The 20,673-nt window shown below is 67.5% G+C and carries 24 protein-coding genes, 1 pseudogene and 1 riboswitch; of the genes and pseudogenes, 14 read left to right on the top strand and 11 right to left on the bottom strand.

What is annotated here, in order from left to right:
- Nucleotides 1-37: 37 nt before the first annotated feature.
- Nucleotides 38-142: riboswitch (TPP riboswitch) on the top strand.
- Nucleotides 143-177: 35 nt separating this feature from the next.
- The 3 genes from thiB to ACZ5CM_RS00950 are packed head-to-tail and all read left to right on the top strand — an operon-like array spanning nt 178 to nt 3,390.
- Complete coding sequence (thiB, locus tag ACZ5CM_RS00960) at nt 178-1,158, top strand: thiamine ABC transporter substrate binding subunit (protein ID WP_464640444.1); 981 nt, start codon at nt 178-180, stop codon at nt 1,156-1,158.
- The gene (locus tag ACZ5CM_RS00955; protein WP_464640443.1) at nt 1,134-2,690 is read left to right on the top strand and encodes an ABC transporter permease family protein; all 1,557 of its coding nucleotides are present in this window, start codon (nt 1,134-1,136) and stop codon (nt 2,688-2,690) included. The genes thiB and ACZ5CM_RS00955 overlap by 25 nt, the downstream gene beginning before the upstream one ends.
- Complete coding sequence (locus ACZ5CM_RS00950; RefSeq protein WP_464640441.1) at nt 2,677-3,390, top strand: thiamine ABC transporter ATP-binding protein; 714 nt, start codon at nt 2,677-2,679, stop codon at nt 3,388-3,390. Before ACZ5CM_RS00955 ends, ACZ5CM_RS00950 begins: the two co-directional genes overlap by 14 nt.
- Before the next feature lie 102 nt (nt 3,391-3,492).
- Here ACZ5CM_RS00950 and ACZ5CM_RS00945 read toward each other — a convergent pair whose 3' ends face one another.
- Both ACZ5CM_RS00945 and pip read right to left on the bottom strand, forming a co-directional pair.
- Nucleotides 3,493-4,344, bottom strand: a complete 852-nt coding sequence (locus ACZ5CM_RS00945) for an ABC transporter substrate-binding protein (RefSeq protein ID WP_464640439.1) — start codon at nt 4,342-4,344, stop codon at nt 3,493-3,495.
- A gap of 1 nt (nt 4,345) precedes the next feature.
- Nucleotides 4,346-5,323, bottom strand: a complete 978-nt coding sequence (gene pip, locus ACZ5CM_RS00940; protein ID WP_464640437.1) for a prolyl aminopeptidase — start codon at nt 5,321-5,323, stop codon at nt 4,346-4,348.
- A gap of 49 nt (nt 5,324-5,372) precedes the next feature.
- Between pip and ubiG the strand changes: the two genes are divergently transcribed.
- The 5 genes from ubiG to ACZ5CM_RS00915 all read left to right on the top strand — a co-directional run bounded on the left by ubiG (nt 5,373) and on the right by ACZ5CM_RS00915 (nt 9,313).
- On the top strand, nt 5,373-6,116 hold the full coding sequence (gene ubiG, locus ACZ5CM_RS00935) for a bifunctional 2-polyprenyl-6-hydroxyphenol methylase/3-demethylubiquinol 3-O-methyltransferase UbiG (RefSeq protein ID WP_464640436.1): 744 nt from the start codon (nt 5,373-5,375) through the stop codon (nt 6,114-6,116).
- Nucleotides 6,117-6,251: 135 nt separating this feature from the next.
- The gene (locus ACZ5CM_RS00930) at nt 6,252-7,475 is read left to right on the top strand and encodes a class I SAM-dependent RNA methyltransferase (RefSeq protein WP_464640434.1); all 1,224 of its coding nucleotides are present in this window, start codon (nt 6,252-6,254) and stop codon (nt 7,473-7,475) included.
- 52 nt (nt 7,476-7,527) lie between these two features.
- On the top strand, nt 7,528-8,355 hold the full coding sequence (locus ACZ5CM_RS00925; protein ID WP_464640432.1) for an ion transporter: 828 nt from the start codon (nt 7,528-7,530) through the stop codon (nt 8,353-8,355).
- A 79-nt stretch (nt 8,356-8,434) separates the two neighbouring features.
- Complete coding sequence (locus ACZ5CM_RS00920; RefSeq protein ID WP_464642667.1) at nt 8,435-8,932, top strand: L,D-transpeptidase family protein; 498 nt, start codon at nt 8,435-8,437, stop codon at nt 8,930-8,932.
- Nucleotides 8,933-9,130: 198 nt separating this feature from the next.
- Complete coding sequence (locus tag ACZ5CM_RS00915) at nt 9,131-9,313, top strand: hypothetical protein (protein ID WP_464640430.1); 183 nt, start codon at nt 9,131-9,133, stop codon at nt 9,311-9,313.
- A 339-nt stretch (nt 9,314-9,652) separates the two neighbouring features.
- Here the strand turns inward: ACZ5CM_RS00915 and hemH are convergent, their stop codons facing one another.
- Nucleotides 9,653-10,705, bottom strand: a complete 1,053-nt coding sequence (gene hemH, locus ACZ5CM_RS00910) for a ferrochelatase (protein WP_464640428.1) — start codon at nt 10,703-10,705, stop codon at nt 9,653-9,655.
- A 58-nt stretch (nt 10,706-10,763) separates the two neighbouring features.
- Entirely contained in the window at nt 10,764-11,582 is an 819-nt protein-coding gene (locus ACZ5CM_RS00905) for a methyltransferase domain-containing protein (RefSeq protein ID WP_464640427.1), read from the bottom strand.
- A 41-nt stretch (nt 11,583-11,623) separates the two neighbouring features.
- Between ACZ5CM_RS00905 and ACZ5CM_RS00900 the strand changes: the two genes are divergently transcribed.
- The 4 genes from ACZ5CM_RS00900 to ACZ5CM_RS00885 are packed head-to-tail and all read left to right on the top strand — an operon-like array spanning nt 11,624 to nt 13,903.
- Nucleotides 11,624-12,328: a double zinc ribbon domain-containing protein gene (locus tag ACZ5CM_RS00900; protein ID WP_464640425.1), complete on the top strand. Its 705-nt coding sequence runs from the start codon at nt 11,624-11,626 to the stop codon at nt 12,326-12,328.
- Between the two features lie 37 nt (nt 12,329-12,365).
- The gene (gene grxC / locus ACZ5CM_RS00895; RefSeq protein ID WP_464640424.1) at nt 12,366-12,623 is read left to right on the top strand and encodes a glutaredoxin 3; all 258 of its coding nucleotides are present in this window, start codon (nt 12,366-12,368) and stop codon (nt 12,621-12,623) included.
- Nucleotides 12,623-13,456: a carbon-nitrogen hydrolase family protein gene (locus ACZ5CM_RS00890; protein WP_464640422.1), complete on the top strand. Its 834-nt coding sequence runs from the start codon at nt 12,623-12,625 to the stop codon at nt 13,454-13,456. Before grxC ends, ACZ5CM_RS00890 begins: the two co-directional genes overlap by 1 nt.
- Nucleotides 13,457-13,459: 3 nt before the next feature.
- The gene (locus ACZ5CM_RS00885) at nt 13,460-13,903 is read left to right on the top strand and encodes a MarR family winged helix-turn-helix transcriptional regulator (RefSeq protein WP_464640420.1); all 444 of its coding nucleotides are present in this window, start codon (nt 13,460-13,462) and stop codon (nt 13,901-13,903) included.
- A 76-nt stretch (nt 13,904-13,979) separates the two neighbouring features.
- Here the strand turns inward: ACZ5CM_RS00885 and ACZ5CM_RS00880 are convergent, their stop codons facing one another.
- From ACZ5CM_RS00880 to hslO, 3 genes are read right to left on the bottom strand one after another with little or no spacing between them, the layout of a single operon-like run.
- Entirely contained in the window at nt 13,980-15,146 is a 1,167-nt protein-coding gene (locus ACZ5CM_RS00880; RefSeq protein ID WP_464640418.1) for a CCA tRNA nucleotidyltransferase, read from the bottom strand.
- Nucleotides 15,143-15,757, bottom strand: coding sequence for a CoA pyrophosphatase (locus ACZ5CM_RS00875; protein WP_464640417.1), 615 nt, complete (start codon nt 15,755-15,757; stop codon nt 15,143-15,145). The genes ACZ5CM_RS00880 and ACZ5CM_RS00875 overlap by 4 nt, the downstream gene beginning before the upstream one ends.
- Nucleotides 15,747-16,733 (bottom strand): Hsp33 family molecular chaperone HslO, encoded by a 987-nt coding sequence (gene hslO, locus ACZ5CM_RS00870; protein WP_464640416.1) that lies wholly within the window; start codon nt 16,731-16,733, stop codon nt 15,747-15,749. The genes ACZ5CM_RS00875 and hslO overlap by 11 nt, the downstream gene beginning before the upstream one ends.
- Before the next feature lie 77 nt (nt 16,734-16,810).
- Between hslO and ACZ5CM_RS00865 the strand changes: the two genes are divergently transcribed.
- Nucleotides 16,811-17,254: an NUDIX hydrolase gene (locus tag ACZ5CM_RS00865; RefSeq protein WP_464640415.1), complete on the top strand. Its 444-nt coding sequence runs from the start codon at nt 16,811-16,813 to the stop codon at nt 17,252-17,254.
- Nucleotides 17,255-17,317: 63 nt separating this feature from the next.
- On the opposite strand, the gene ACZ5CM_RS00860 is transcribed toward ACZ5CM_RS00865, so the two are convergent.
- Nucleotides 17,318-18,580 (bottom strand): PP2C family protein-serine/threonine phosphatase, encoded by a 1,263-nt coding sequence (locus tag ACZ5CM_RS00860; RefSeq protein ID WP_464640413.1) that lies wholly within the window; start codon nt 18,578-18,580, stop codon nt 17,318-17,320.
- Between the two features lie 212 nt (nt 18,581-18,792).
- Between ACZ5CM_RS00860 and ACZ5CM_RS00855 the strand changes: the two genes are divergently transcribed.
- Entirely contained in the window at nt 18,793-19,098 is a 306-nt protein-coding gene (locus ACZ5CM_RS00855; protein WP_464640411.1) for an Hpt domain-containing protein, read from the top strand.
- Nucleotides 19,099-19,135: 37 nt separating this feature from the next.
- Here ACZ5CM_RS00855 and ACZ5CM_RS00850 read toward each other — a convergent pair whose 3' ends face one another.
- From ACZ5CM_RS00850 to ACZ5CM_RS00840, 3 genes and pseudogenes are all read right to left on the bottom strand, one after another.
- The gene (locus ACZ5CM_RS00850; RefSeq protein WP_464642665.1) at nt 19,136-19,537 is read right to left on the bottom strand and encodes a hypothetical protein; all 402 of its coding nucleotides are present in this window, start codon (nt 19,535-19,537) and stop codon (nt 19,136-19,138) included.
- Nucleotides 19,538-19,540: 3 nt separating this feature from the next.
- Nucleotides 19,541-19,594 (bottom strand): annotated as a pseudogene (locus ACZ5CM_RS00845) (hypothetical protein); the annotation flags it as partial.
- Entirely contained in the window at nt 19,569-20,579 is a 1,011-nt protein-coding gene (locus tag ACZ5CM_RS00840) for a calcium-binding protein (protein WP_464640409.1), read from the bottom strand. The pseudogene ACZ5CM_RS00845 and the gene ACZ5CM_RS00840, both read right to left, overlap by 26 nt.
- Nucleotides 20,580-20,673 lie beyond the last annotated feature (94 nt).

The raw sequence follows: 20,673 nt of genomic DNA, 5'->3' as shown, positions 1-20,673 counted from the left end.
GAGACGGTTGCCAAGCGTGGCGGGCAGGCATAGGCTGCGCGACACCTCGGGGTGCCCCGTGCGGGGGCTGAGACGCGAAGATCGCGAACCCGTTGAACCTGAACCGGCTAATACCGGCGGAGGGAAGGATATGGACATCCCCGTAGACCTTGCCCTGTCGCCGCAACGGAGGATGCCATGAAACATCTTGCATTTGCAGCGGGCGTGATGATGACGGCGACGGCAGCATTTGCCGAGAAGCCCGAACTGGTCGTCTATACCTATGACAGTTTCGTTTCCGACTGGGGGCCGGGACCCGCGGTGGAGGCGGCGTTCGAGGAGGTTTGCGATTGCGACCTGAAATTCGTCGGTGCCGGTGACGGGGCCGCGCTGCTGGCCCGGATCCGGCTGGAGGGGGCGCGGTCGGATGCGGATGTGGTTCTGGGGCTGGATACCAATCTGACCGCGGCGGCGCGGGCCACCGGGCTGTTCGCCCCGCATGCGGTGGAGGCGGAGTTCGATCTTCCGATCCCGTGGCAGGACGACGTTTTCGTGCCCTACGACTGGGGCTATTTCGCCTTCGTCCACAATGCCGGGCTTGACGCACCCACCAGTTTCCGCGCTCTGGCCGACAGCGATCTGAAGATCGTGATCCAGGATCCCCGTTCATCCACCCCCGGTCTGGGTCTGCTGATGTGGGTGAAGGCCGCCTATGGCGACGAGGCGGCCGGGATCTGGAAGGATCTGGCCGACAATATCGTGACGGTGACCAGGGGCTGGTCCGAGGCCTACGGGCTGTTTCTGGATGGCGAGGCCGACATGGTTCTGAGCTACACCACCTCGCCCGCCTATCACCTGATCGCCGAAAAGGATGCGAGCAAGGCCGCCGCCGCCTTTGACGAGGGCCATTACATGCAGGTCGAGGTGGCGGCGAAGCTGGCCGCCTCCGATCACCCCGAGTTGGCGGACAGGTTTCTGCAATTCATGGTCTCGGACACCTTCCAGTCGATCATTCCCACCACCAACTGGATGTATCCGGCGGTAACCCCCAAGGCCGGCCTGCCCGAGGGCTTCGACGGGCTGATTCAACCGGGCCGGGCCCTTCTGCTGCCCGAAGACGAGGCGGCCGCGCTGCGTGATGCGGCGCTGGCGGAATGGCGCGACGCGCTCAGCCAGTAGGCGCCGGGCCCGGTATCGGCGCGGCGGCCGCGGTCGGCGCGCTGACCCTGGGGTCTCTGGCGGCGGTGTTCCTGCGGGCCGAGGCCGGGCGCGGGCTGGGGCCTGCCGACTGGGCCGCGGTCCGGTTCACCGTCTTGCAGGCCGCATTGTCGGCCGCGATCAGCGTCGGCCTTGCGGTTCCCGTCGCCAGGGCGCTGGCCCGGCGGCGCTTTGCCGGGCGGCGGGTGCTGATCGCGCTGATGGGAGCGCCCTTCATCCTGCCGGTGATCGTTGCCGTTCTGGGGCTTCTGGCCGTGTTCGGACGCAATGGCTGGGTCAGTCAGGCGCTGGGGCTTGCCGGGTTGGGGCCGCTGCAGATCTATGGGCTGCACGGCGTGGTGCTGGCGCATGTCTTCTTCAACCTGCCGCTGGCGACCCGGCTGATCCTGCAGGGCTGGCAGGAAATCCCGGCCGAGCGGTTCCGCCTGGCCGCGCAACTTGGCGCCGGGCCGGGCGAGATCCGGCGGCTGCTTGAGCGGCCGATGCTGGCGCGGGTGGTGCCGGGCGCGCTGGCGGTGGTGTTCGCGATCTGCCTGACCAGCTTTGCCGTGGCACTGACGCTGGGAGGCGGGCCACGGGCCACGACCGTCGAACTGGCCATCTACCAGGCTTTCCGCTTCGATTTCGACCTCGGGCGGGCAGCGATGCTGTCGTCGATCCAGATCCTGCTGACCGGCGCCGCCGCGCTGCTGGCGCTGAGGGCCGCGCGGCACGAGGGGCCGGGCGCGGGGCTGGACCGCCCGGTGCAGAGATGGGACGCAAACGGCGCGGGGCTGGTGGCGCTGGACGCGGTGCTGATCGGCCTCGCCACCCTTTTTCTGGCACTCCCGCTGGCAGCAGTCGTCGCCAGGGGCGTGCCGGGCATCCTTTCGCTTCCGGCCGGGGTGTGGCGCGCGGCGCTGACCTCGGTGACGGTGGCGGCCGGCAGCACCGCGCTGCTGCTGGCGCTGGCCCTTCCCATGGCCGCGGCCGTCGCCACTGGCCGGCGTGCGGGGGTCGAGCTGGCCGGCATGCTGGGGCTGGCCGCCTCGCCCCTGGTGATCGGGACCGGGCTTTTCATCATCATCAACCCGGTGGCCGATCCTCGCGCGCTGGCCTTGCCGGTCACGGCCCTGGTGAACGCGGCGATGGCGCTGCCCTTCGCCCTGCGCATCCTGGTGCCGCGCGCCTGCGAGGTCGTGGCCCGCCACGGGCGGCTGGCGCTGGCGCTGGACATGGGCGGCTGGCCCTTCGCGCGGCGGGTCCTGCTGCCCCGCATGCGCCCCCAGATCGGATTCGCCGCAGGGCTTGCGGCGGCGCTGTCCATGGGAGATCTGGGGGTGATCGCGCTCTTTGCCGACCCGGATCGTGCCACCCTGCCGCTTCAGGTCTGGCGGCTGATGGGTGCCTACCGGATGGAGGCCGCGGCCGGCGCGGCCCTGCTGCTGCTGTGCCTGTCGATGGCCGCATTCTGGCTGCTGGACCGCGGAGGGCGATGGCATGCTGAAGCTTGATGCCACGATCATCGCCAATGGCGATTTCACGACCCGGGCCGATTTCACCATTCGTGCCGGCGAGAAGGTTGCGGTGATCGGCCCGTCGGGGGCGGGAAAGTCCACGCTGGTCGAGGGAATCGCCGGCTTCCTCCCGGTGCCGAAGGGGCGCATCCTCTGGCACGGCCGTGACATCACACGGGAGCCGCCGGGCCAAAGACCGGTGGCAATGCTGTTTCAGGACGGCAACCTGTTTCCGCACCTGACGGTGGAACAGAACGTGGGGCTGGGCGTGCGACCCGACCTGCGGCTGAACGCCGAACAGAAGGCCCGCGTGGCCCGGGCCATCGCACGCACCGGCCTGGCGGGGCTGGAGTCGCGCAAACCCGCGGCACTGTCGGGCGGGCAGCAAAGCCGCACGGCGCTGGCACGGGTGCTGGTGCAGAACCGGCCGCTGCTGCTGCTTGACGAACCCTTTGCGGCGCTGGGGCCGGCGCTGAAGGCCGAAATGCTCGACCTCGTCAGCGAACTGGTACAGGAAACCGGCGCCACGCTGATGATGGTCAGCCACGACCCGAACGACGCGCGGCGCATCGCCGACCAAGTGGTTCTGGTCACCGAAGGGCACGCACACCCGCCCCGGCCCACCGCCGAACTGCTCGACAATCCGCCGCCCGCCCTGCAACGCTATCTCGGCCCGCCCGACAGCCGCACCCGGTGAACGGCCCGGATCCGCCCCGCTCTTGCCATTTCACTTCCGGGCACTCTTTTTCTGGCTGAAAATATCCCGAGGGGGGCAGAGCCCCCGCCGAAACGCCCCTCCTCAGCTCTCGACCAGCCACCAGCGTTCCACCAGACGGCCGTCGTCCAGCGGACCGTTTGCACCGATTCTGCGCGGCACGCCAACATTGGCCCGCGCGGCCAGTTCGACCGATTCGCCAGAGGGGTGAAAGACGAAATCGCCCCGCCCCCGCAACCCGTCGCGCGCGGGCCACGCGGCCACGTCCACGTAGCCGTCGCGCAGGGCTTCGGCGCGCACCTTCGCGTCGGGGATGACCACCACCTCGATTTCATCGACCCAGCCGGCCCTGTCCCGACGATAGTTGTCCACCACCTTGCGGCCAAGGAAATGCCGCCCTTCGCGCAGGCGGACAGCGCGGTACAACCCGGTCCCGTTCATCGCCCCGTCCCGCGCCGCAACCTCACCATCACGGGCAATGAACAGCGCCGGATCGGCAAGGCGCAACGGTAGGTCCGGGTCTCCGCGGGCAAGTTCGATCCGCAGGGCAAGCGGACCGATTGCCTCGATCCGCGCATCCTTCAACACGGCGGCATCATGCGCGGAAAGGGACCGCACGGCGTCTTCGGCGCCAAACACGGCGCCATCATGGAACCGGGCCCCCGCGCGCAGGTCGAACCGCCAGATGCGGGCCTGCGCATCGCCCCGCCAGCTCTCGGCCAGCTCGCCGCGCAGCACGCCATCGGGCGCCACCTCGGTCAGCGTGTCGAAGACCGCGCCACGCACCACCGCCGCCAGGCTGTCGCCGTCACGCGGCACCGCCAGCCGCAACCGGCCGCCAGGCCGGGGCGTCGCCGCCAGCGACACGCCGGTCGCCGCCAGCAGCGCGGCAGCAGCACCCGAGGTGAAAAGTGCGCGGCGGTCGATCCGGGTCATGTCAGGCCATCTCCCGCGCAAGGTCGTTCATGATGCGCACCAGCTCCGAGCTGATCCCCGGCTCGGACAGGGCATGGCCCGCGTTCCGCACCATCCTCAACTGCGCAGCAGGCCAGAGTTCGGACAGCTTCCACGCGCTGCTGGGTGGGCAGATCATGTCGTAACGCCCCTGCACGATCACGCCGGGAATGTGGGAAATCCGCCCAATGTTGGCAAGGATCTGTCCGTCGAATTCCAGAAATCCCCGATTGTGGAAATAGTGATTCTCGAGCCGGGCAAAGGTGCGGGCGTAATCGCCCGGCGTTTCCCCCGCCTGACCGTTGGAGTGGATCGAGGCCAGGGCATTTTCCCAGTCCGACCAGATGCGGCCGTATTTCATTTCCTCGGCCAGGTTGCCGCAGAACAGGCGCCGGTTGTAGGCGGCGATCAGGTCGCCGCGCTCGGCCTCGGGGATCGGGGCGACGAATCGCGCCCACAGCTCGGGCCAGAACCGCCCCGCGCCGCCACCATAGAACCAGTCGAGTTCGGCCTTCGTCATCAGGAACACGCCGCGCAGGACCAGCTGACTGACCCGTTCGGGGTGGCTTTGCGCATAGATCAGCGCCAGCGTCGCCCCCCAGCTGCCGCCAAAGGCGATCCAGCGGTCGATGCCCAGAAGATGGCGGATGCGCTCGATATCCGCCACCAGATGCCAGGTGGTGTTGTGGTCCACGCTGGCATGGGGGCGCGAGCGACCGCAGCCGCGCTGGTCGAACAGGATCACCCGGTAACGATCGGGGTCGAAATAGCGTCGCATGGCCGGGCTGCACCCGCCCCCCGGCCCGCCATGCAGGACGATCACCGGGATGCCGTGCGGGTTACCGCATTGCTCCATGTAGACCCGGTGGCCCTGGCCGACATCGATCATGCGCTGGTCGAAGGGTTCGACCGGCCGATGCAGATATTGAACTGCGCGCTTTTGATCCGGGTACTTGTCCATTAGTGACCTGTATAGCGATACAATGATAAAAGAGCGAACGGAGACCGGAATGCAAGCGCCTCGATCCACCGTGGACCCCGCCGAAATCGCCAAGTTCGAGGCAATGGCCGCCGAATGGTGGGACCCGACTGGCAAGTTCAAGCCGCTGCACATGCTCAACCCCTGCCGGCTGGACTACATCACCACCCAGATTGCCGGCCAGTTCGACCGCGATCTTTCGTCGCAAACGCCGCTTGCCGGCCTGCGGCTTCTCGATATCGGCTGCGGCGGTGGGCTGCTCAGCGAACCGATGGCCCGGCTGGGGGCCGAGGTGGTGGGCGCCGACGCGGCCGAAGGCAATGTGGCGGTGGCGCGCATCCACGCCGAACAGTCGGGGCTGGAGATCGACTATCGCCACACCACCGCCGAGGCCCTGGCCGAGGCCGGAGAATCCTTCGACGTGGTGCTGAACATGGAGGTGGTCGAACATGTCCCCGACCCGCGCGCGTTCCTCGGTGTGTGCCGGCAGCTGTTGAAGCCGGGCGGGCTGCACATCTGCTCGACCATCAACCGCACCGCCAGATCCTTCGCCGCGGCCATCATCGGCGCCGAATACATCATGCGCTGGCTGCCCCGCGGCACCCATGAATGGTCGCGCTTCATCACCCCCGACGAACTCTACGACCTGCTGCGCCAGGCGGGCTTTGACCCGGTGGACCGCAAGGGATTCGTGTTCAACCCGATCAGCTGGCAGTGGCACCTGTCCGATCGCGACCTGTCCGTGAACTACGTCACCGCAAGCACCACGCCCTGAGCGTTCCCGGGGCCGGAGCATGTCTCGCCCTGACCGGCTTCGGTGCGTCGTGCGAGAAGGGCCGCGCAACCGCCCACCCGGCTCCGTCCGTCCACGGGTCTTTTCCGCCGGGGCGGGCGTCGCTATCAGGGCAGCATGAGAGGGCACTTCGACATCCTCCGGCTTGACCGGCACGCGGACGGCATCGCGCAGGGGGGGATCCGCATCCCCCGCACCCTGCCGGGCGAGACGGTCAGCGGCATCCTCGACGGCGCAACCCTGCGCGAGGTGCGAATCGCGCAGCCTTCGCCGGACCGGGTGCGCCCGCCCTGCCGCCATTACGGCGCCTGCGGCGGCTGCCGGCTGCAACATGCGGCCGAGGATTTCACCGCCCGGTGGAAAGTGGAAACCGTGCGGTCGGCCCTGACCGCACAGGGGATCCGGGCCGATTTCCTGCCCGTCCACACCTCGCCCCCGGGATCGCGCCGGCGGGCGGTTCTGTCCGCGCGGCGCACCAGGAAGGGGGCGATTGCCGGGTTTCACGGGCGCGCCTCGGACAGCATCGCCGAGATTTCCGACTGCCGCCTGCTGGCGCCCGAACTGCTGGCGGCATTGCCGGCGGCCGAGGGTCTGGCGCGCACCGGGGCCAGCCGCAAGGGCGAGCTTGCCGTCACTGCCACGCTTTCGCAGGCCGGGCTGGACGTGGCCGTGCGCAAGGGCAAGGCTCTCGACGGGCCGCTGCGCCAGGCCCTGGCGCGGCTGGCCGAGCGACACGACCTTGCCCGCCTGGCCTGGGAGGGCGAGATCATCGCCACCCGGCGGACTCCGTGGCAGAGCTTCGGCCGGGCGCGGGTGGTCCCGCCACCCGGGGCCTTTCTGCAGGCCACCGCCGATGGCGAGACCGCCCTGCTGCAGGCGGTGCGCGCAGCGGTTGGGCAGGCCTCGCGCATCGCCGACCTGTTCGCCGGCTGCGGCACCTTCACCCTGCCGCTGGCCGAAGGCGCCCGCGTGCACGCGGTCGAGGCGGATGCCGGGATGCTGGCAGCGCTGGACCGGGGCTGGCGCCATTGCAGCGGGCTGCGCCCGGTCACGACCGAAGCGCGCGACCTGTTCCGCCGCCCCCTCGACGCCGACGAGCTGACGCGCTTCGACGCGGTGGTGATCGACCCGCCCCGCGCCGGGGCCGAGGCGCAGATTGCCCTGATCGCCCGCGCGCGGGTGCCGGTGGTTGCCCATGTTTCGTGCAACCCGGTCAGCTTTGCCCGCGATGCCCGCATCCTGACCGGGGCAGGCTACCGGATGGGCGCCATTCGGGTGGTGGACCAGTTCCGCTGGTCGGCGCATGTGGAGCTTGTAGCTCCCTTTACCTTGGAGCCGTGAGCCCGCGGCACTATCTCGCCCCAAGGCGCATTTTCAGACGGACGGGAGAACCATGACGGCGGATTTCAGGCAGAGGCTGGGCGACTGGGTGGAAGGCCCGGCGGCGGGGCGCTTCATCACCGGGGTCATCCTTGTCAACGCGGCGCTGCTGGGGATGGAGACGTCGCCCGCGCTGATGGCGCGCGCGGGTACGCTGATCCGGTTGCTGGATGCGCTGTGCCTGGCGATCTTCGTCCTCGAAATCGCGCTGAAGCTGGTGGCGCGCGGCGGGCGGTTCTTCCTGAACGGGTGGAACCTGTTCGATTTCATCATCATCGGCATCGCCCTGATCCCCGGGGGTCAGCAGATCTCGGTCCTGCGGGCGCTGCGGATCCTGCGGGTGCTGCGGCTGATGTCGGTGGCGCCGCGCCTGCGTCGGGTGGTCGAGGGCTTCATTTCCGCGGTGCCGGGCATGGGCAGCGTCTTCGTGCTGATGGCGATCATCTTCTATATCGGCTCGGTCCTGGCCACGGGGCTTTATGGCGAAACCTTCCCCGAATGGTTCGGCAACATGGGCCGGTCGGCCTATTCGCTGTTCCAGATCATGACGCTGGAAAGCTGGTCGATGGGCATCGTCCGCCCGGTGATGGAGGTGCACCCCTATGCCTGGGCCTTCTTCGTGCCCTTCATCATGGTCACCACCTTCGCGGTGGTGAACCTGCTGGTGGGTCTCATCGTCAACTCCATGCAGGAGGCCCACCAGGAGGCCGAAGGCGAACGCACCGACGCCTATCGCGACGAGGTTCTCGCCCGGCTGGAGGCCATCGAAAGGCGGCTGGCCGCTGCCGAACAGCCGCCGGCGCAATCGCGCAGCCGCGCCGGAAGGAACGGAAAATCGTGATGTTCTGCGGGCCTTTCCGTGATAGCATGAGCAAAAAGGCAGGATCGGAACCGGACGAGACAGGCGCGCAGACATGAACATGAAACGGCGGCAATTCGGAGCAGGTGCCCTGGCCACGCTGGCGCTGGCGGGGTGCAGCAAGTTTCGCAGCTATGACGGGCCCGAGGTCACGTCGCTGGTGCTCAACAAAGGGGAACGAAGCCTGTTCCTGCTGCATGGTGACGAGGTGCTGGAATCCTACCGGGTGGCACTGGGCTTTGCCCCGGTCGGCCCGAAACGGGAAAGGGGCGACGGCCGCACGCCCGAGGGCAGCTACATCATCGACCGGCGCAACCCGAAGAGTTCGTTCCACCTCTCGGTGGGCATCTCCTACCCCGATGCCCGCGACATCGAGCTTGCCCGCGCGATGGGCGTCGATCCGGGCGGGGACATCTTCATTCACGGCCAGCCCAACCCCGGCGTGAAGAAGGGCAAGGGGCCGGACTGGACCGCCGGCTGCATCGCGGTGAGGAACCGCGAGATCGAACAGATCTATGCGATGGTGCGGCTCGGCACACCGATCACCATTCGCGCCTGACGGCTGCCTGGAAAATCGGGGGCAGGATCACGAAGATCGGAGCGCAAGTGTTGCCAATTTGACGACATTTCTGCTCTCTGAGTTCGCCCAAAACCAACAAGCATTTGCAATGCACGGGCAATGCTGCTTAGAAAAAGGCACGAGGTATGACTGAGAGCACGGTTCTTTGTTCGAATCGTGCGCATTCTGGAGGTTAACATGAAGAAACTCGTTCTCGCCGCCGCTCTCGCCGCTGCCGCTTCGACTGCTACCGCTGGCACCGTGGTCGAGCCGGTCGTCGAAGCTCCGATGGTCGTGGAAGAAGCTCAGGGCTCGTCCACCGGCTGGGTTCTGCCGCTGGTCCTGCTGGTTCTGGTCGGCGCGGCTGTCGCTTCGAACTGATCCGACGGCAACACGAATTACCAGGAAAGGCGGTGGGGTTCCCACCGCCTTTTTCCTTTCCCGGCCAGGGCGCATCTCTTCGCACCAGAGTGGCCATGTGAAAGGCCGAGGCCGCGCGCGCCCCCGCCCAACCGGCGCGATCCGCACCGCGCCCCCGCCCATACCCTTTCATTTCCGGGCATTCTTTTTCTGGCCCGCAAATATCCCGGGGGGAGAGGCCCGCAGGGCCGAGGGGGGCAGAGCCCCCCTTCCCGGCCCACATCCCCGATCGAACACCCCCCCCGTTCCAGCAGCAGCTTTCCGCCCGGGCAAAGCGAATGCAACGATGCGCGAGGCGCTCTATTCCAGCCAGCCGCCCAGCTCACGCGAGGCAATTCCGGCCAGCGCCGCGATATGCGCATCGTCGTCGTTCAGACAGGGGATGTAGGTAAAACTCTCGCCGCCGGCCGCCATGAAGCTGTGCCGTATCTCGCCATCGATCTCTTCCAGCGTCTCGAGACAATCCGCGGCAAAGGCCGGAGCGATCACGGCAATCCGCCGGCGCCCCGCGCGGGCCAGCCGGGCGACCTCTTCGACGGTATAGGGCTGCAGCCATTCCTCGCGCCCGAACCGCGACTGGAAGGTGGTGACGATCTCCGAGTCATCCCACCCGAGGCGCTCGCGCAGCAGGCGGGTCGTCTTCATGCACTGACAGTAATACGGGTCGCCCTGCGCCAGATATCGCTGCGGCATGCCGTGATAGGAACAGACCAGAACCTCGGGCCGGGCCTCGGCCGCCGCACAGGCGCGCGTCACCGATTGTGCCAGCGCCTCGATATAGGCGGGGTCGTCGTAATAGGCCGGCACGGTGCGGGCGGCGGGCTGCCATGGCTCCTCCATCAGGGCGCGGAAGAACTGGTCGTTGGCGGTGGCGGTGCTGGCCCCGGCATATTGCGGATAAAGCGGAAAGAACAGGATCCGGTCGCAGCCGGCCTCGATCATTTTCCGCAGTTTCGACTTCGTCGAAGGATTGCCATAGCGCATGCAGAAATCGACCATCACCTGGTCGCCGTGGCGTTCGGCCATCACCGCCGCAAGCTTTTCCGTCTGCGCCCTGGTAATGGTCATCAGCGGGCCTTCCCCGGCGTTTTCGTTCCAGATCGACCGATAGGCGGCGCCGCTGGTGAAGGGACGTTTCGACAGGATGACCAGCTGCAGCAGCGGCTGCCACTTCCAGCGCGGGTAGTCGATAACCCTCCGGTCCGAGAGAAACTCATTCAGGTAGCGCCGCATCGACCAGTAGTCGTAGCCGTCCGGCGTGCCCAGATTGGCCAGCAGGATGCCCAGCTTCCGGGGCGGCAGGGCGGGGTGATCGGCGGGCGCGTGGGCCGGGCGGGCGGTGTCGTCGGTCATGGGGTGGGCTCCTGCATATGTCTGCCTGTCATCTCTGTCGGGGCAGCTTCGTGCCCGGTCAATCGGGCAATTTCGTCTCGGTGGTGCCCAGCGCCTCGGCCAGGCTCACCTGCGCGGACCCGGGGCGCAATGGCCTGGGCTGGTTGTCGCTGGGTGCCCAGCCGGTCAGGCAGACCAGTTCGAACGTGGCACTCAGGCGCCCTTCGGGGGCCGGGAAATGTTCCCGGTAGATCTCCTCGGCCCGCGCGAACACGGCCCGGCGGGTCGGCCGGCGCAAGCGGCCGGTCAGCGCGTTGGCCTCGCCCATGTGGCGCAGATCGTGCATGAGGTGGCGCAGGTCGCGATACTCGGCCCGGATCGGCACGCTGTCGGCCACCGGCAGCGCCAGCCCCGCCCGCTGCAGCAGGGCGCCGAGATCGCGGATCTCGCCCATCGGCGCGACCCGGGGCGAGAGCCCGCCGGCAATCTCGATTTCCGCCTGACCCAGCGCCGCGCGCAGCTCGTGCAGGGTTCGCCCGCCCAGGGCCACGACCAGCAACAGCCCGTCTTCGCGCAAGGCCATCCGGCACTGGATCAGCTGCCCCACCGGATCATTGGCCCAGTGCAGCGCCATGGCGTGAATCACCAGATCATGCGCCCCACGCTCCAGCGCCAGCGTTTCCTCATCCGAAACAATCCGGGCACCCGGAAACTTCGGCTCCCAGAGATCGGCGAAGGGCGTCACCACGGCCGGCGCCGTAAACGTCCTGTTAACCATCTGCAGCCGATCCTGCACCTCGTCCATTGCGGCGCGGTGCAGGAACAGGGCTTCGGGGCGCGCGCGGGCGCGATGGGCGGCAAGAGCTGCGCGGTCGAACAGGGGGGCGGGTTGTGTCATGGGCGCAAACTAGGGGCTTGCGGGCCGGGTTTCAAACCGCTGTGTCACTTCTTTATCCGCCGCGCTGCATTGCCTGCGGAGCACTGGTGGAAAGCGATTTCGGCCTTTGCCCGCCATGCTGGCGCGACACGCCGTTCATCGGCGGCACCGTCTGCGAAGCCTGCGGCACGCCGCTTCCGGGAGAGCCGGACGGCTTCCGCATCGAATGCGACGACTGCATGGAGCAGCCCCGCCCCTGGGGCGACGGGCGCGCGGCTCTGATTTATCGCGACGGCGCGCGCGATCTGATCCTCAAGCTCAAGCACGCCGACCGGCCGGAGATTGCCGTGCCGGCCGGGGAATGGATGGCCCGTGCAGGGCGCGAGATCCTCAAGGACGGCCTGCTGGTCGCGCCCGTTCCCCTGCACTGGCGCCGGCTGTTGCGGCGCCGCTACAACCAGTCGGCGCTGCTGGCCCGGTCGCTGGCCCGCGCGACCGGGCTGGAGCTGTGCCCCGATCTGCTGGAGCGCACACGGCCGACGCCGAAACTTGACGGCATGACCGTGGAGGAACGCATTACCGCCCTGTCGCAGGCAATTCGCCCGCACCCGAAACGGCGGCGGCTGATGGCGGGCCGGGCGGTGCTGCTTGTCGATGACGTGATGACCTCGGGCGCCACGCTGGCCGCCTGCACCGCGGCCGCCCTGGCCGGCGGCGCCGCGGAAGTTCACATTCTGACGCTGGCACGCGTTGCAAAGGACGCCTAAATCCCCGACAAAGGCTGCAAAACCCGGGGAAGACCGAATGAAACCTGTCGAAATCTACACCACGCCGCTATGCGGCTTTTGCCACGCCGCGAAACGACTGCTCGACAAGAAGGGGGTCGCCTATAACGAGATCGACGTCGCCGCCGATCCCGGCCGCAGGCCCGAGATGGTCGAGCGCTCGGGCGGTCGCCGGACCGTGCCGCAGATCTTCATCGGCGACACCCATGTGGGCGGCTGCGACGACCTGTTCGAACTGGAAAGCGACGGCGAACTCGACAAGTTGCTGGCTTCGTGATGAAGACCGCGCTGATCCAGCTGAGCTCCGGCGACGATCCTGCCGCCAACCTCGTGCAGACGCGCGAATTCGTGGCGCAGGCCGCTGCTCGCGGGGCACGCTTCGTGCTGACGCCCGAGGTGACGAACTGCGTCTCGACCAGCCGTTCGCATCAGCAACAGGTGCTTTGCCATGAGCGGGACGATCCGACCCTTTCCGCCCTGCGCGCACAGGCGGCCGATCTCGGGCTGTGGCTGCTGATCGGGTCGCTGGCGCTGAAGACCGATGACGACCCCCGCGGGCGCTTTGCCAACCGGTCGTTCCTGATCGGCCCCGATGGCGGCATCAGGGCGCGCTATGACAAGATCCACATGTTCGACGTGCAGGTAACGCCCGAAGAGACCTTCCGCGAATCCGATGCCTTCCGGCCGGGCGCGCGCGCGGTGCTGGCCCGGACCGATTTCGGCCCGGTCGGCATGACCGTCTGCTATGACCTGCGCTTTCCTCATCTGCACCAGGCACTGGCGCGGGCCGGGGCGCGCATCCTGACCGTGCCCGCGGCCTTCTCTCCGGTGACCGGCGCCGCCCATTGGGAGCCGCTCCTGCGTGCCCGCGCGATCGAGAACGGCGCCTGGGTGCTGGCACCGGCCCAGACCGGGCAGCACCCGATCAATCATGGCCGGCCGCGCCGCACATACGGGCACAGCCTTGCTGTCGCGCCCTGGGGCGAGGTGGTGGTGGACGCCGGGACCGATCCGGGCGTCTTCCTGTTCGAGCTTGACGACCGGGCGGTGGACGAGGCCCGCCGCCGGGTGCCCTCGCTGACCCATGTCCGGCCGTTCGAGGGACCATAGGCCATGTCCGACGACGCCCACGCCCTTGCCGTCGCGCTGTTCAGCGAAATTCTCACGGCCGACCAGCTGCTGAGAAACCGCCTCAGCCGCGTCCTGCCCAAGGGCATGGAAATTTCGCATTTTTCCGTTCTCAACCACCTGGCCTCGGTCGCGGACGAGCGCACGCCGGCGCAGCTTGCCGATGTGTTCCACGTCACCCGCGGGGCCATGACCAACACGCTGACCAAGCTGGAATGGGCGGGCTATGTCCACATCCGGCCCGACTGGGACGATGCCCGCCGCAAGATGGTGGCGATCAGCCCCGCCGGACGGCAGGCGCGCGACCAGGCGATTTCCGCCATCGCCCCGGTGATCGACCACGTGGTGGGCGAGCTGGGCACCGACCGGGTGCGGGCGGTCCTGCCGGTGCTGCGTGACCTGCGGATCCGGCTGGAGAGGCGCGACTGAGCGCACGTGGCATATCGCGTTCATTCACATTCACACGACTTGCTCCAACCCCTTGTTTTCGCATGTCCGAGAAGCTCTATCCCCTGCCGGCGCGGTCCAGCAGCTCCTCGCGGCCCAGGCGAAAACCCGAGGCGATCCATTCTGCCTCCAGCTGTTTCAGCCGGGCGCCCAGCGCCGGGCCCTGAAGGCGCGGCATGAGATCGCCGGCCCGGATCGGAAAGCGTGCCCGCGCGCCCTGCGCGGCGCTTTCCAGCGCGTCGCCATCCCATGGCAGCCCGCAGATCGCCGCGCGCAGCAACAGCGCGTCGCGGGCCGCATCGACGCCGAGGCGATATCCAAGTTCGCCCGCCTCGGCCGTCCCCTCCGCCGCATGGCGCAACTGTTCGAGCTGCCGGGCCTGGGCGCGGCTGAGGCGCAGCCTGTCGGCAACATCCTCGCCGCCCAGCGCCGCCAGCCGGCGGATCGGGTCGGGCGCGACCCCCGCGGCCTGCTCAAGATGCACAAGCGGAGCCAGTGCCCGGTCATCCGCCCCCGGCAACAGCCGGGCCAGCACCCCGGTCTGGCGCATCGCCGTCACCGAAGGCGCCGGGTCGGGAGCCGCCAGAAGTTTCAGCATCTCTGCCCCGACCCGTTCGTGCGAGAGCCTGGACAACCCGTCAAGATTGCCGGCAATGGCGGCCAGGGCCTCGGGGTCAAAGCCCTTTTCCGGGTCGCCATACCAGGCGTGAAACCGGAAATAGCGCAGGCTGCGCAGGTAGTCCTCGTGGATGCGGGCGGCGGCATCGCCGATGAAACGCACCCTTTGCGCGCGCAGATCCGCCAGCCCGCCCAGCGGGTCGAGAACGGTGCCGTCAGGGCGCGCGTAAAGCGCGTTCATGGTAAAGTCGCGGCGGGCGGCATCTTCCTCGACCCGGTCGGCAAAGGCGACCACCGCCCGCCGCCCGTCGGTTTCCACGTCGCGGCGAAAGGTGGTAACTTCATGCGCGATGCCGCCGCTGACCAGCGTCACGGTACCGTGGTCGATCCCGGTGGGCACGGCCTTGATTCCGGCGGCGGCGGCCAGCTTGAGCACCCGCTCCGGGCGCGCATCGGTGGCGATGTCGATATCGGAAACCGGCACCCCCAGAAGCGCGTTGCGCACGCAGCCGCCCACGAACAGGGCCTGCGCCCCGCCGGAGATCAGTGCGGCGCAAACCGCCTGCGTCGCCGGATTGGTCAGCCATTCATCGGTAATCCTGATCATGTCTCCATCCGGGCCGCCAATCCGCGCAGCATCCGCGCCGTCGCGCCCCAGATATAGTACGGCCCCCAGGGTGCGGTGAAGTAATACCGCCGCTGCCCGCGCCAGCGCCGCGACTGGACCGAATAGCTGTCGGGGTTCAGGACATGCGACAGGGGAACCGAAAACACCTCGTCCACCTCGCCCGGCTCCGGGAGCGGGTCGAAAGGCGCGCGGATCACCGCGACCACCGGGGTCACGCGGAAACCGGTCACCGTTTCATGGTCGGGCAGGTGGCCGAGGATCTTCACCAACTCCGGCGGCAGGCCGATTTCCTCGCGCGCCTCGCGCAGCGCCGCAGCGTCGGGGCCGGCATCAGTCGCATCGATCTTGCCGCCGGGAAAGGCGACCTGGCCCGGGTGATGCTTTAGCGCCGAGGATCGCCTGGTCAGGATCAGGGACGGCGCACCCGCGGCAGGCGACATGGGGGCCAGCGATATGGGTACCAGCACCGCGGCGGGCCGCAGCCGGCGGCCCTCGGGCAGAACCGCGTCCGGGTTCAGGTCGAAATCCGACGACCCCGCTCCCGGCCGTGCCAGCGCCATGCGCAATCTATCGACAATGTCAGCCTTCATCGCGCTGCCCGGCCTCGAAGCCCAGGGTCTTCGGATCCAGATCGTAATGGGCACCGCAGAACTGGCAATCGGCGGTGACCCGTCCGTTTTCGGTCGTCATCGTCTGGATGTCGCGGGCGGAATAGATCGACAGGCTGCGGCGCACCCGCTCTTCCGAGCAGGTGCAGCCGAAGCGCACGGCCTGGGCATCGAAGACCCGGGGGCCTTCCTCGTGGAACAGCCGGATCAGCAGGTCGGTCGGCGGAACGTCCGGGCCGATCAGCTCGGCCTCCTCCACCGTATCCAGCAGGATGTTGACCCGGTTCCAGTTCTCGCCCGCCTGCGCCTGCACGAGGTCGGCAGCCCGCAGGACGTCTCCCGTCCCGGTGGCGGCCGCCGCGAGGGGCGATGCCGCGGGCATGTGCTGAAGCATGATGCCGCCCGCGCGCCAATGCGTGCCTGCGCCGGGGGCGTCCGACCTGGCATGGCCAAGCGCAAAGCGGGTGGGCAGCTGCTCGGACTGGGCGAAATAGGTCTCGGCACAGGCGGCAAGCGACCCGCCGGCAAGCGGGGTGATGCCCTGATAGGGGGCCATGCCCTGGCCCTGGTCGATCAGGATCGCGAAATAGCCGCGGCCCAGCTGATCGAAGGCAGCACCGCCTGTCAGCCTTTCGCGATCAAAGCCGGCATAGGCACGGATGCGGGCGGCGCGGCCCTCTTCCTCGGGGGCGAAATAGTCGGTGGCGATCATCCGCACCGGCCCGTCGGACTGAACCTGAAGGGACAGCTTCCACCGCAGCTTGATCGTCTGCCCGATCAGCGCCGTCAGCAGCGCCATCTCCGCGACCAGGGCCTCCACCTGCGGGGGGTAGTCGTGCTGCTTCAGGATGCCGTCAAGCGTGCCGTCCAGACGCGCCACGCGTCCGCGGATATCGGAGGCATCCAGCTGAAAGGGCAGGACGGTATCGTCCCACGCGATCTTCGAACCGTAAGTCATGGGGTTTCCTTGCGCGCCACGGATTGGCATACCGCAGCAATATAGGCAGAAACGGCAGGGATGAAAGGGGCGGGACCATGATGCCACGCTTTGGCGAGCGGCCCGATCGAGGGCGGACATATTCCCTTCGCCGGGGCGTCTATGCGCTTCTGCCGCGGGGGCGAAACCTGCTTCTTACCGTGCAGGAAGATCCGCATCCCGACCTGCAGCTGCCGGGAGGAGGGATCGATCCGGGAGAATCGCCGCTGGCGGCATTGCACCGCGAGGTGCGCGAGGAAACCGGCTGGCGGATCGCGCGCCCCCGCCTTGTCGGGGCATTCCGGCGCTTTGCCTACTTGCCGGAATACGACCAGTGGGCGGAAAAGGTCTGCCTGATCTACCTGGCCCACCCGGTCCGGCGCCTTGGTCCGCCAACCGAACCCTTTCACCGGCCGGTGTGGATGCAGGCCGATCATGCCGCCCATGCACTGGGAAATGCCGGCGACAGGCATTTCGCCGCCCTGTTCGCGGCCAGCGCCTGACCCTGCCTCGCCAGATCCCCGCCGGCCCGGAAACCGCAGCTGGCGGAACGTGCACATGCCGGCTCAGACGCCGTCATACTCCAGCAGCACCGCCGACACGTCGTCTTCGAACGAGGCGCCTTCGGGCAATGCCGCCGAAAGTTGCCGATACAGATCGTCGAGCAGCCCGCCGCCCCGACCGGTAGAGACGATCCGGCTCACCATGTCGCGCAACCCCTTCTCGCCCAGCATCCGGCCGCCCCCGAGCCGGCATTCGGTCACACCGTCGGAATAGAGCAGCAACCGGTCGCCCGGCTCAAGTTCGATCGAGATCTCGTCGCAGACCGGATCGTCCAGCAGGCCCAGCGGCATCCCGCCCCGGCCCAGGAATTCGGCCTGCCCGTCCCGCCGTAGCAGAAGCGGGTGCGGATGGCCGCACTGAATCATCTCCACCTTCCCGAGGTAGAGATCGACCGTGCCATAGATCATGGTGAAATATTCGTCCACACCCCTGTCTGCCACAAGCCGCGCATTCAGCGTGCGCGCCACCTCGATCGGGCGTTTCAGCCCGTAGAACGCGTATTGGCGCGCCTCCATCGCCACGTTCTGATCGAAATGCGTGGCCGAAAGGTATCCGGCCAGCCGCGCCGCCAGCAGGGCCGAGGTGATCCCGTGGCCCGACACGTCGATGCTGTAGAACCCGACCCGGTTCAGACCGGGGGAGAATAGCCCCACCAGATCACCGCCGATGTGACCGCATGGCTCGAGAAGCAGATTGAAGCGCGACGCTCCGAAACAGCGCGACCGCTCCGGGACGAGCGATTCCTGGATCTTCCGCGCCTGCTTCAGGTCCTGGTCGATCCGCGCGTGGATCGACTGCAGGTTCTCCAGCGTCTCCCTGATCGCGCGGTTCTTTTCCGCCAGCTCCCGCTGCATGGAGACGATCCGCGCACCTGCCGCAACCCGCGCGCGCAACTCCGCCATGTTGACGGGCTTGGTGAGGAAGTCGTCGGCGCCCGCATCCAGACCCGCGGCCACGTCGCCCTTTTCGCTGCGCGAGGTCAACAGGATGAAATAGCCATAGGCCGGTCCCGCCCGATCCCGAAAGGCACGGCAGAACTCCACCCCCGACATCCCGCCCATCATCCAGTCGCTCAGCACCAGATCGGGCGGCTCGCGCGCGCACTGCTCCAGCGCCTGTTCGCCGCATTCCGCCTCGGTCACCGCAAAGCCCCATTTGCGCAGCGCTCCGGTCAGGATCCGTCGTTGCAGACGGCTGTCGTCAACCACCAGCACGCGCAGGGCCGCCTCGGCCGCGCCTGCCGGTTCGCATGCTGTTTGCGCCAAGGCCTCCACGTCCGCGCCCTTTCCCGTCCTGCCGCCTGCAATCCTTTCCGCGGGCACTGTGACCGACAAAACCTTAAGGCGGGGTGAATGGAAAACATCGCCACGGATTGTGCCGCGATTAACCCGACCTTCACCTGTTGCCGACAGACTCGGGGGCCGGGCGGGCACGAAAACGGGACTGAACCATGCTTGACTGGTCGCGAATCGCGCAGTTGCGCGAGGAAATCGGCACAGAGGATTTCGACGAGGTCGCGGCCCTCTTCCTTGAAGAGGCCGGCGAAGCTGTTGATCGGCTCCGATCCGCGCAACCGTCGGGGGACCTTTCCGACAAACTGCATTTCCTGAAGGGCTGCGCCCTGAATTTTGGCTTCTCGTCCCTTGCCGAGCGTTGCGCCGAAGGCGAAAGGATGGCCACCGATGGCCGTGCCGATGCGGTGGATGTCGCCGCGATCATCGCCCTGTTCGAGCGCTCCCGCGCCCGGTTCCTGGACGGCCTGGACCGGCAGCCCGCCGCCTGAGCGGCCCGCCCGCACCGGGACGCTCATGCCAGGCGGCTCAGAACAGGTCGATCTCGATATCCGCCGCAGGCCCGGTATAGCCGTCCAGGATGATGGAGTGGGTTCCGCCTTCGGCATCGGTGAACCTGACTTCGGTGCCGTCAGGATGCGAAAGGATGTCCACGTTCGAGGCGTCATGGATCTGCAACCTGTCAGCCGATGCCTCGAAATCGGTAATCCTGTCCTCCTGCGTCCTTCTCGAAAACACGAACACATCCTCGCCCTCTCCGCCGGTCAGGGTGTTGAAGCCGCCGTCGCCCTGCAGGTGGTCGCTCCCTTCTTCTCCCCGCAGGAAATCGTCAGCGCCACCTCCGAACAGCGAATCACGGCCGCGCCCACCGTAGATTATGTCCCTGCCGGGACCGCCCCGCAGCTCGTCATCGCCCCGCGCCCCGTTCATTTCATCATCACCGGCGCCGCCAAGAAGCGTATCATTTTCCCCTGCCGCCCCAAAAATAGTCGCTACCATCTCCACCAATGAGCCGGTCATCTCCCGCACCTCCGTCCGGATCATCAGCGCCGCTGCCACCACTGAGCGTGTCGTCCCCGTCGTCTCCCGTCAGCGCGTCATCGCCGGCGTTGCCGTCGATCCGGTCGTCCCCGTCATTGCCACGAAGCACGTCCCTTCCCGTGCCGCCGGAAAGGGTATCGTTTCCACGGCCTCCAACAATGGCATCATCGCCGGAGCCGCCGCGAAGATGGTCATTGCCCGCATTTCCAGAAATCGTGTCGTTTCCCGACCCGCCGACAATTATGTCGCGCCCGCGTCCGCCTGAGAGAACGTCATTGCCGCCCTTGCCGTTCATGCTGTCGTTTCCGTCCCCTCCCCTCATGACATCATGCCCGTCACCACCGCGGAACCGGTCGCCGAACGGAGAACCGACAACCTCTTCGGCGTTCGTGGCCGTGGTTTCTCCCATCTTCCAGCTCACGAACCAGCCGTCAGGCGTCATCCTGTTCACGGCTCGCGAACCCAGTTGGGAGCCATCCACGACATCCCGACCGGTTTCTCCGTCGAACTCGTCGACGCCCTCGCCCACCACGACACGATCATCCCCCGGGCCGCCCCGGAAAGTGTCATTTCCCGGCGTTCCCTCGAAAGTGTTGTTGCCCGGATTCCCCTGCCAGTCCGTGCAGGTGCCTGCCGGAGGCATGAACAGGCTCAGCAGATCATTGTGATTGGCGGCAAGAGTGAGCGCGACCATGGTGATATCCGCGGCAAGAAAGATCGCGCTCCGGTCCAGAGGCTCCTCGAAGACCTCGACGCTTCGGACGCGCCCGGCAGCCTGATCGATGGTCGAGAAACCTGTGCCGTAGATAACCACCGTGATCGTGCCGTTGGTAATTGTCACCACGGTACCGGCATCGTTCACCTTCCGGCTTCCGGTGCCAAGCACCGTCTCCAGGCCCCGGAAAAACGGCGTTTTCCCGACAAACGCCACTTGGGAAATGCTTGTGCAATGCATGGTGCCCCCCCTTTTTCTTCACCCTCCCGAATTTTCACGGCAAGAGTGTATCACAAATGCACCTTTTCCG

The sequence above is a fragment of the Piezobacter thermophilus genome (genome assembly GCF_055386745.1).
The sequence above is the reverse complement of the archived record's forward strand: the minus strand, read 5'-3'. Positions and strand labels throughout refer to the sequence as shown.

What these genes read in the sequence shown, in the direction of transcription:
- ACZ5CM_RS00885 (WP_464640420.1), top strand. Translation starts at nt 13,460, where the DNA reads ATGTCCGACGACGCCCACGCCCTTGCCGTCGCGCTGTTCAGCGAAATT.
- ACZ5CM_RS00920 (WP_464642667.1), top strand. Translation starts at nt 8,435, where the DNA reads ATGAAACGGCGGCAATTCGGAGCAGGTGCCCTGGCCACGCTGGCGCTG.
- ACZ5CM_RS00925 (WP_464640432.1), top strand. Translation starts at nt 7,528, where the DNA reads ATGACGGCGGATTTCAGGCAGAGGCTGGGCGACTGGGTGGAAGGCCCG.
- ACZ5CM_RS00890 (WP_464640422.1), top strand. Translation starts at nt 12,623, where the DNA reads ATGAAGACCGCGCTGATCCAGCTGAGCTCCGGCGACGATCCTGCCGCC.
- ubiG (WP_464640436.1), top strand. Translation starts at nt 5,373, where the DNA reads ATGCAAGCGCCTCGATCCACCGTGGACCCCGCCGAAATCGCCAAGTTC.
- ACZ5CM_RS00945 (WP_464640439.1), bottom strand. Translation starts at nt 4,344, where the DNA reads ATGACCCGGATCGACCGCCGCGCACTTTTCACCTCGGGTGCTGCTGCC.
- ACZ5CM_RS00915 (WP_464640430.1), top strand. Translation starts at nt 9,131, where the DNA reads ATGAAGAAACTCGTTCTCGCCGCCGCTCTCGCCGCTGCCGCTTCGACT.
- ACZ5CM_RS00905 (WP_464640427.1), bottom strand. Translation starts at nt 11,582, where the DNA reads ATGACACAACCCGCCCCCCTGTTCGACCGCGCAGCTCTTGCCGCCCAT.
- ACZ5CM_RS00950 (WP_464640441.1), top strand. Translation starts at nt 2,677, where the DNA reads ATGCTGAAGCTTGATGCCACGATCATCGCCAATGGCGATTTCACGACC.
- hslO (WP_464640416.1), bottom strand. Translation starts at nt 16,733, where the DNA reads ATGACTTACGGTTCGAAGATCGCGTGGGACGATACCGTCCTGCCCTTT.
- ACZ5CM_RS00880 (WP_464640418.1), bottom strand. Translation starts at nt 15,146, where the DNA reads ATGATCAGGATTACCGATGAATGGCTGACCAATCCGGCGACGCAGGCG.
- pip (WP_464640437.1), bottom strand. Translation starts at nt 5,323, where the DNA reads ATGGACAAGTACCCGGATCAAAAGCGCGCAGTTCAATATCTGCATCGG.
- thiB (WP_464640444.1), top strand. Translation starts at nt 178, where the DNA reads ATGAAACATCTTGCATTTGCAGCGGGCGTGATGATGACGGCGACGGCA.
- hemH (WP_464640428.1), bottom strand. Translation starts at nt 10,705, where the DNA reads ATGACCGACGACACCGCCCGCCCGGCCCACGCGCCCGCCGATCACCCC.
- ACZ5CM_RS00955 (WP_464640443.1), top strand. Translation starts at nt 1,134, where the DNA reads ATGGCGCGACGCGCTCAGCCAGTAGGCGCCGGGCCCGGTATCGGCGCG.
- ACZ5CM_RS00930 (WP_464640434.1), top strand. Translation starts at nt 6,252, where the DNA reads ATGAGAGGGCACTTCGACATCCTCCGGCTTGACCGGCACGCGGACGGC.
- ACZ5CM_RS00865 (WP_464640415.1), top strand. Translation starts at nt 16,811, where the DNA reads ATGATGCCACGCTTTGGCGAGCGGCCCGATCGAGGGCGGACATATTCC.
- ACZ5CM_RS00875 (WP_464640417.1), bottom strand. Translation starts at nt 15,757, where the DNA reads ATGAAGGCTGACATTGTCGATAGATTGCGCATGGCGCTGGCACGGCCG.
- grxC (WP_464640424.1), top strand. Translation starts at nt 12,366, where the DNA reads ATGAAACCTGTCGAAATCTACACCACGCCGCTATGCGGCTTTTGCCAC.
- ACZ5CM_RS00850 (WP_464642665.1), bottom strand. Translation starts at nt 19,537, where the DNA reads ATGAACGGGGCGCGGGGCGATGACGAGCTGCGGGGCGGTCCCGGCAGG.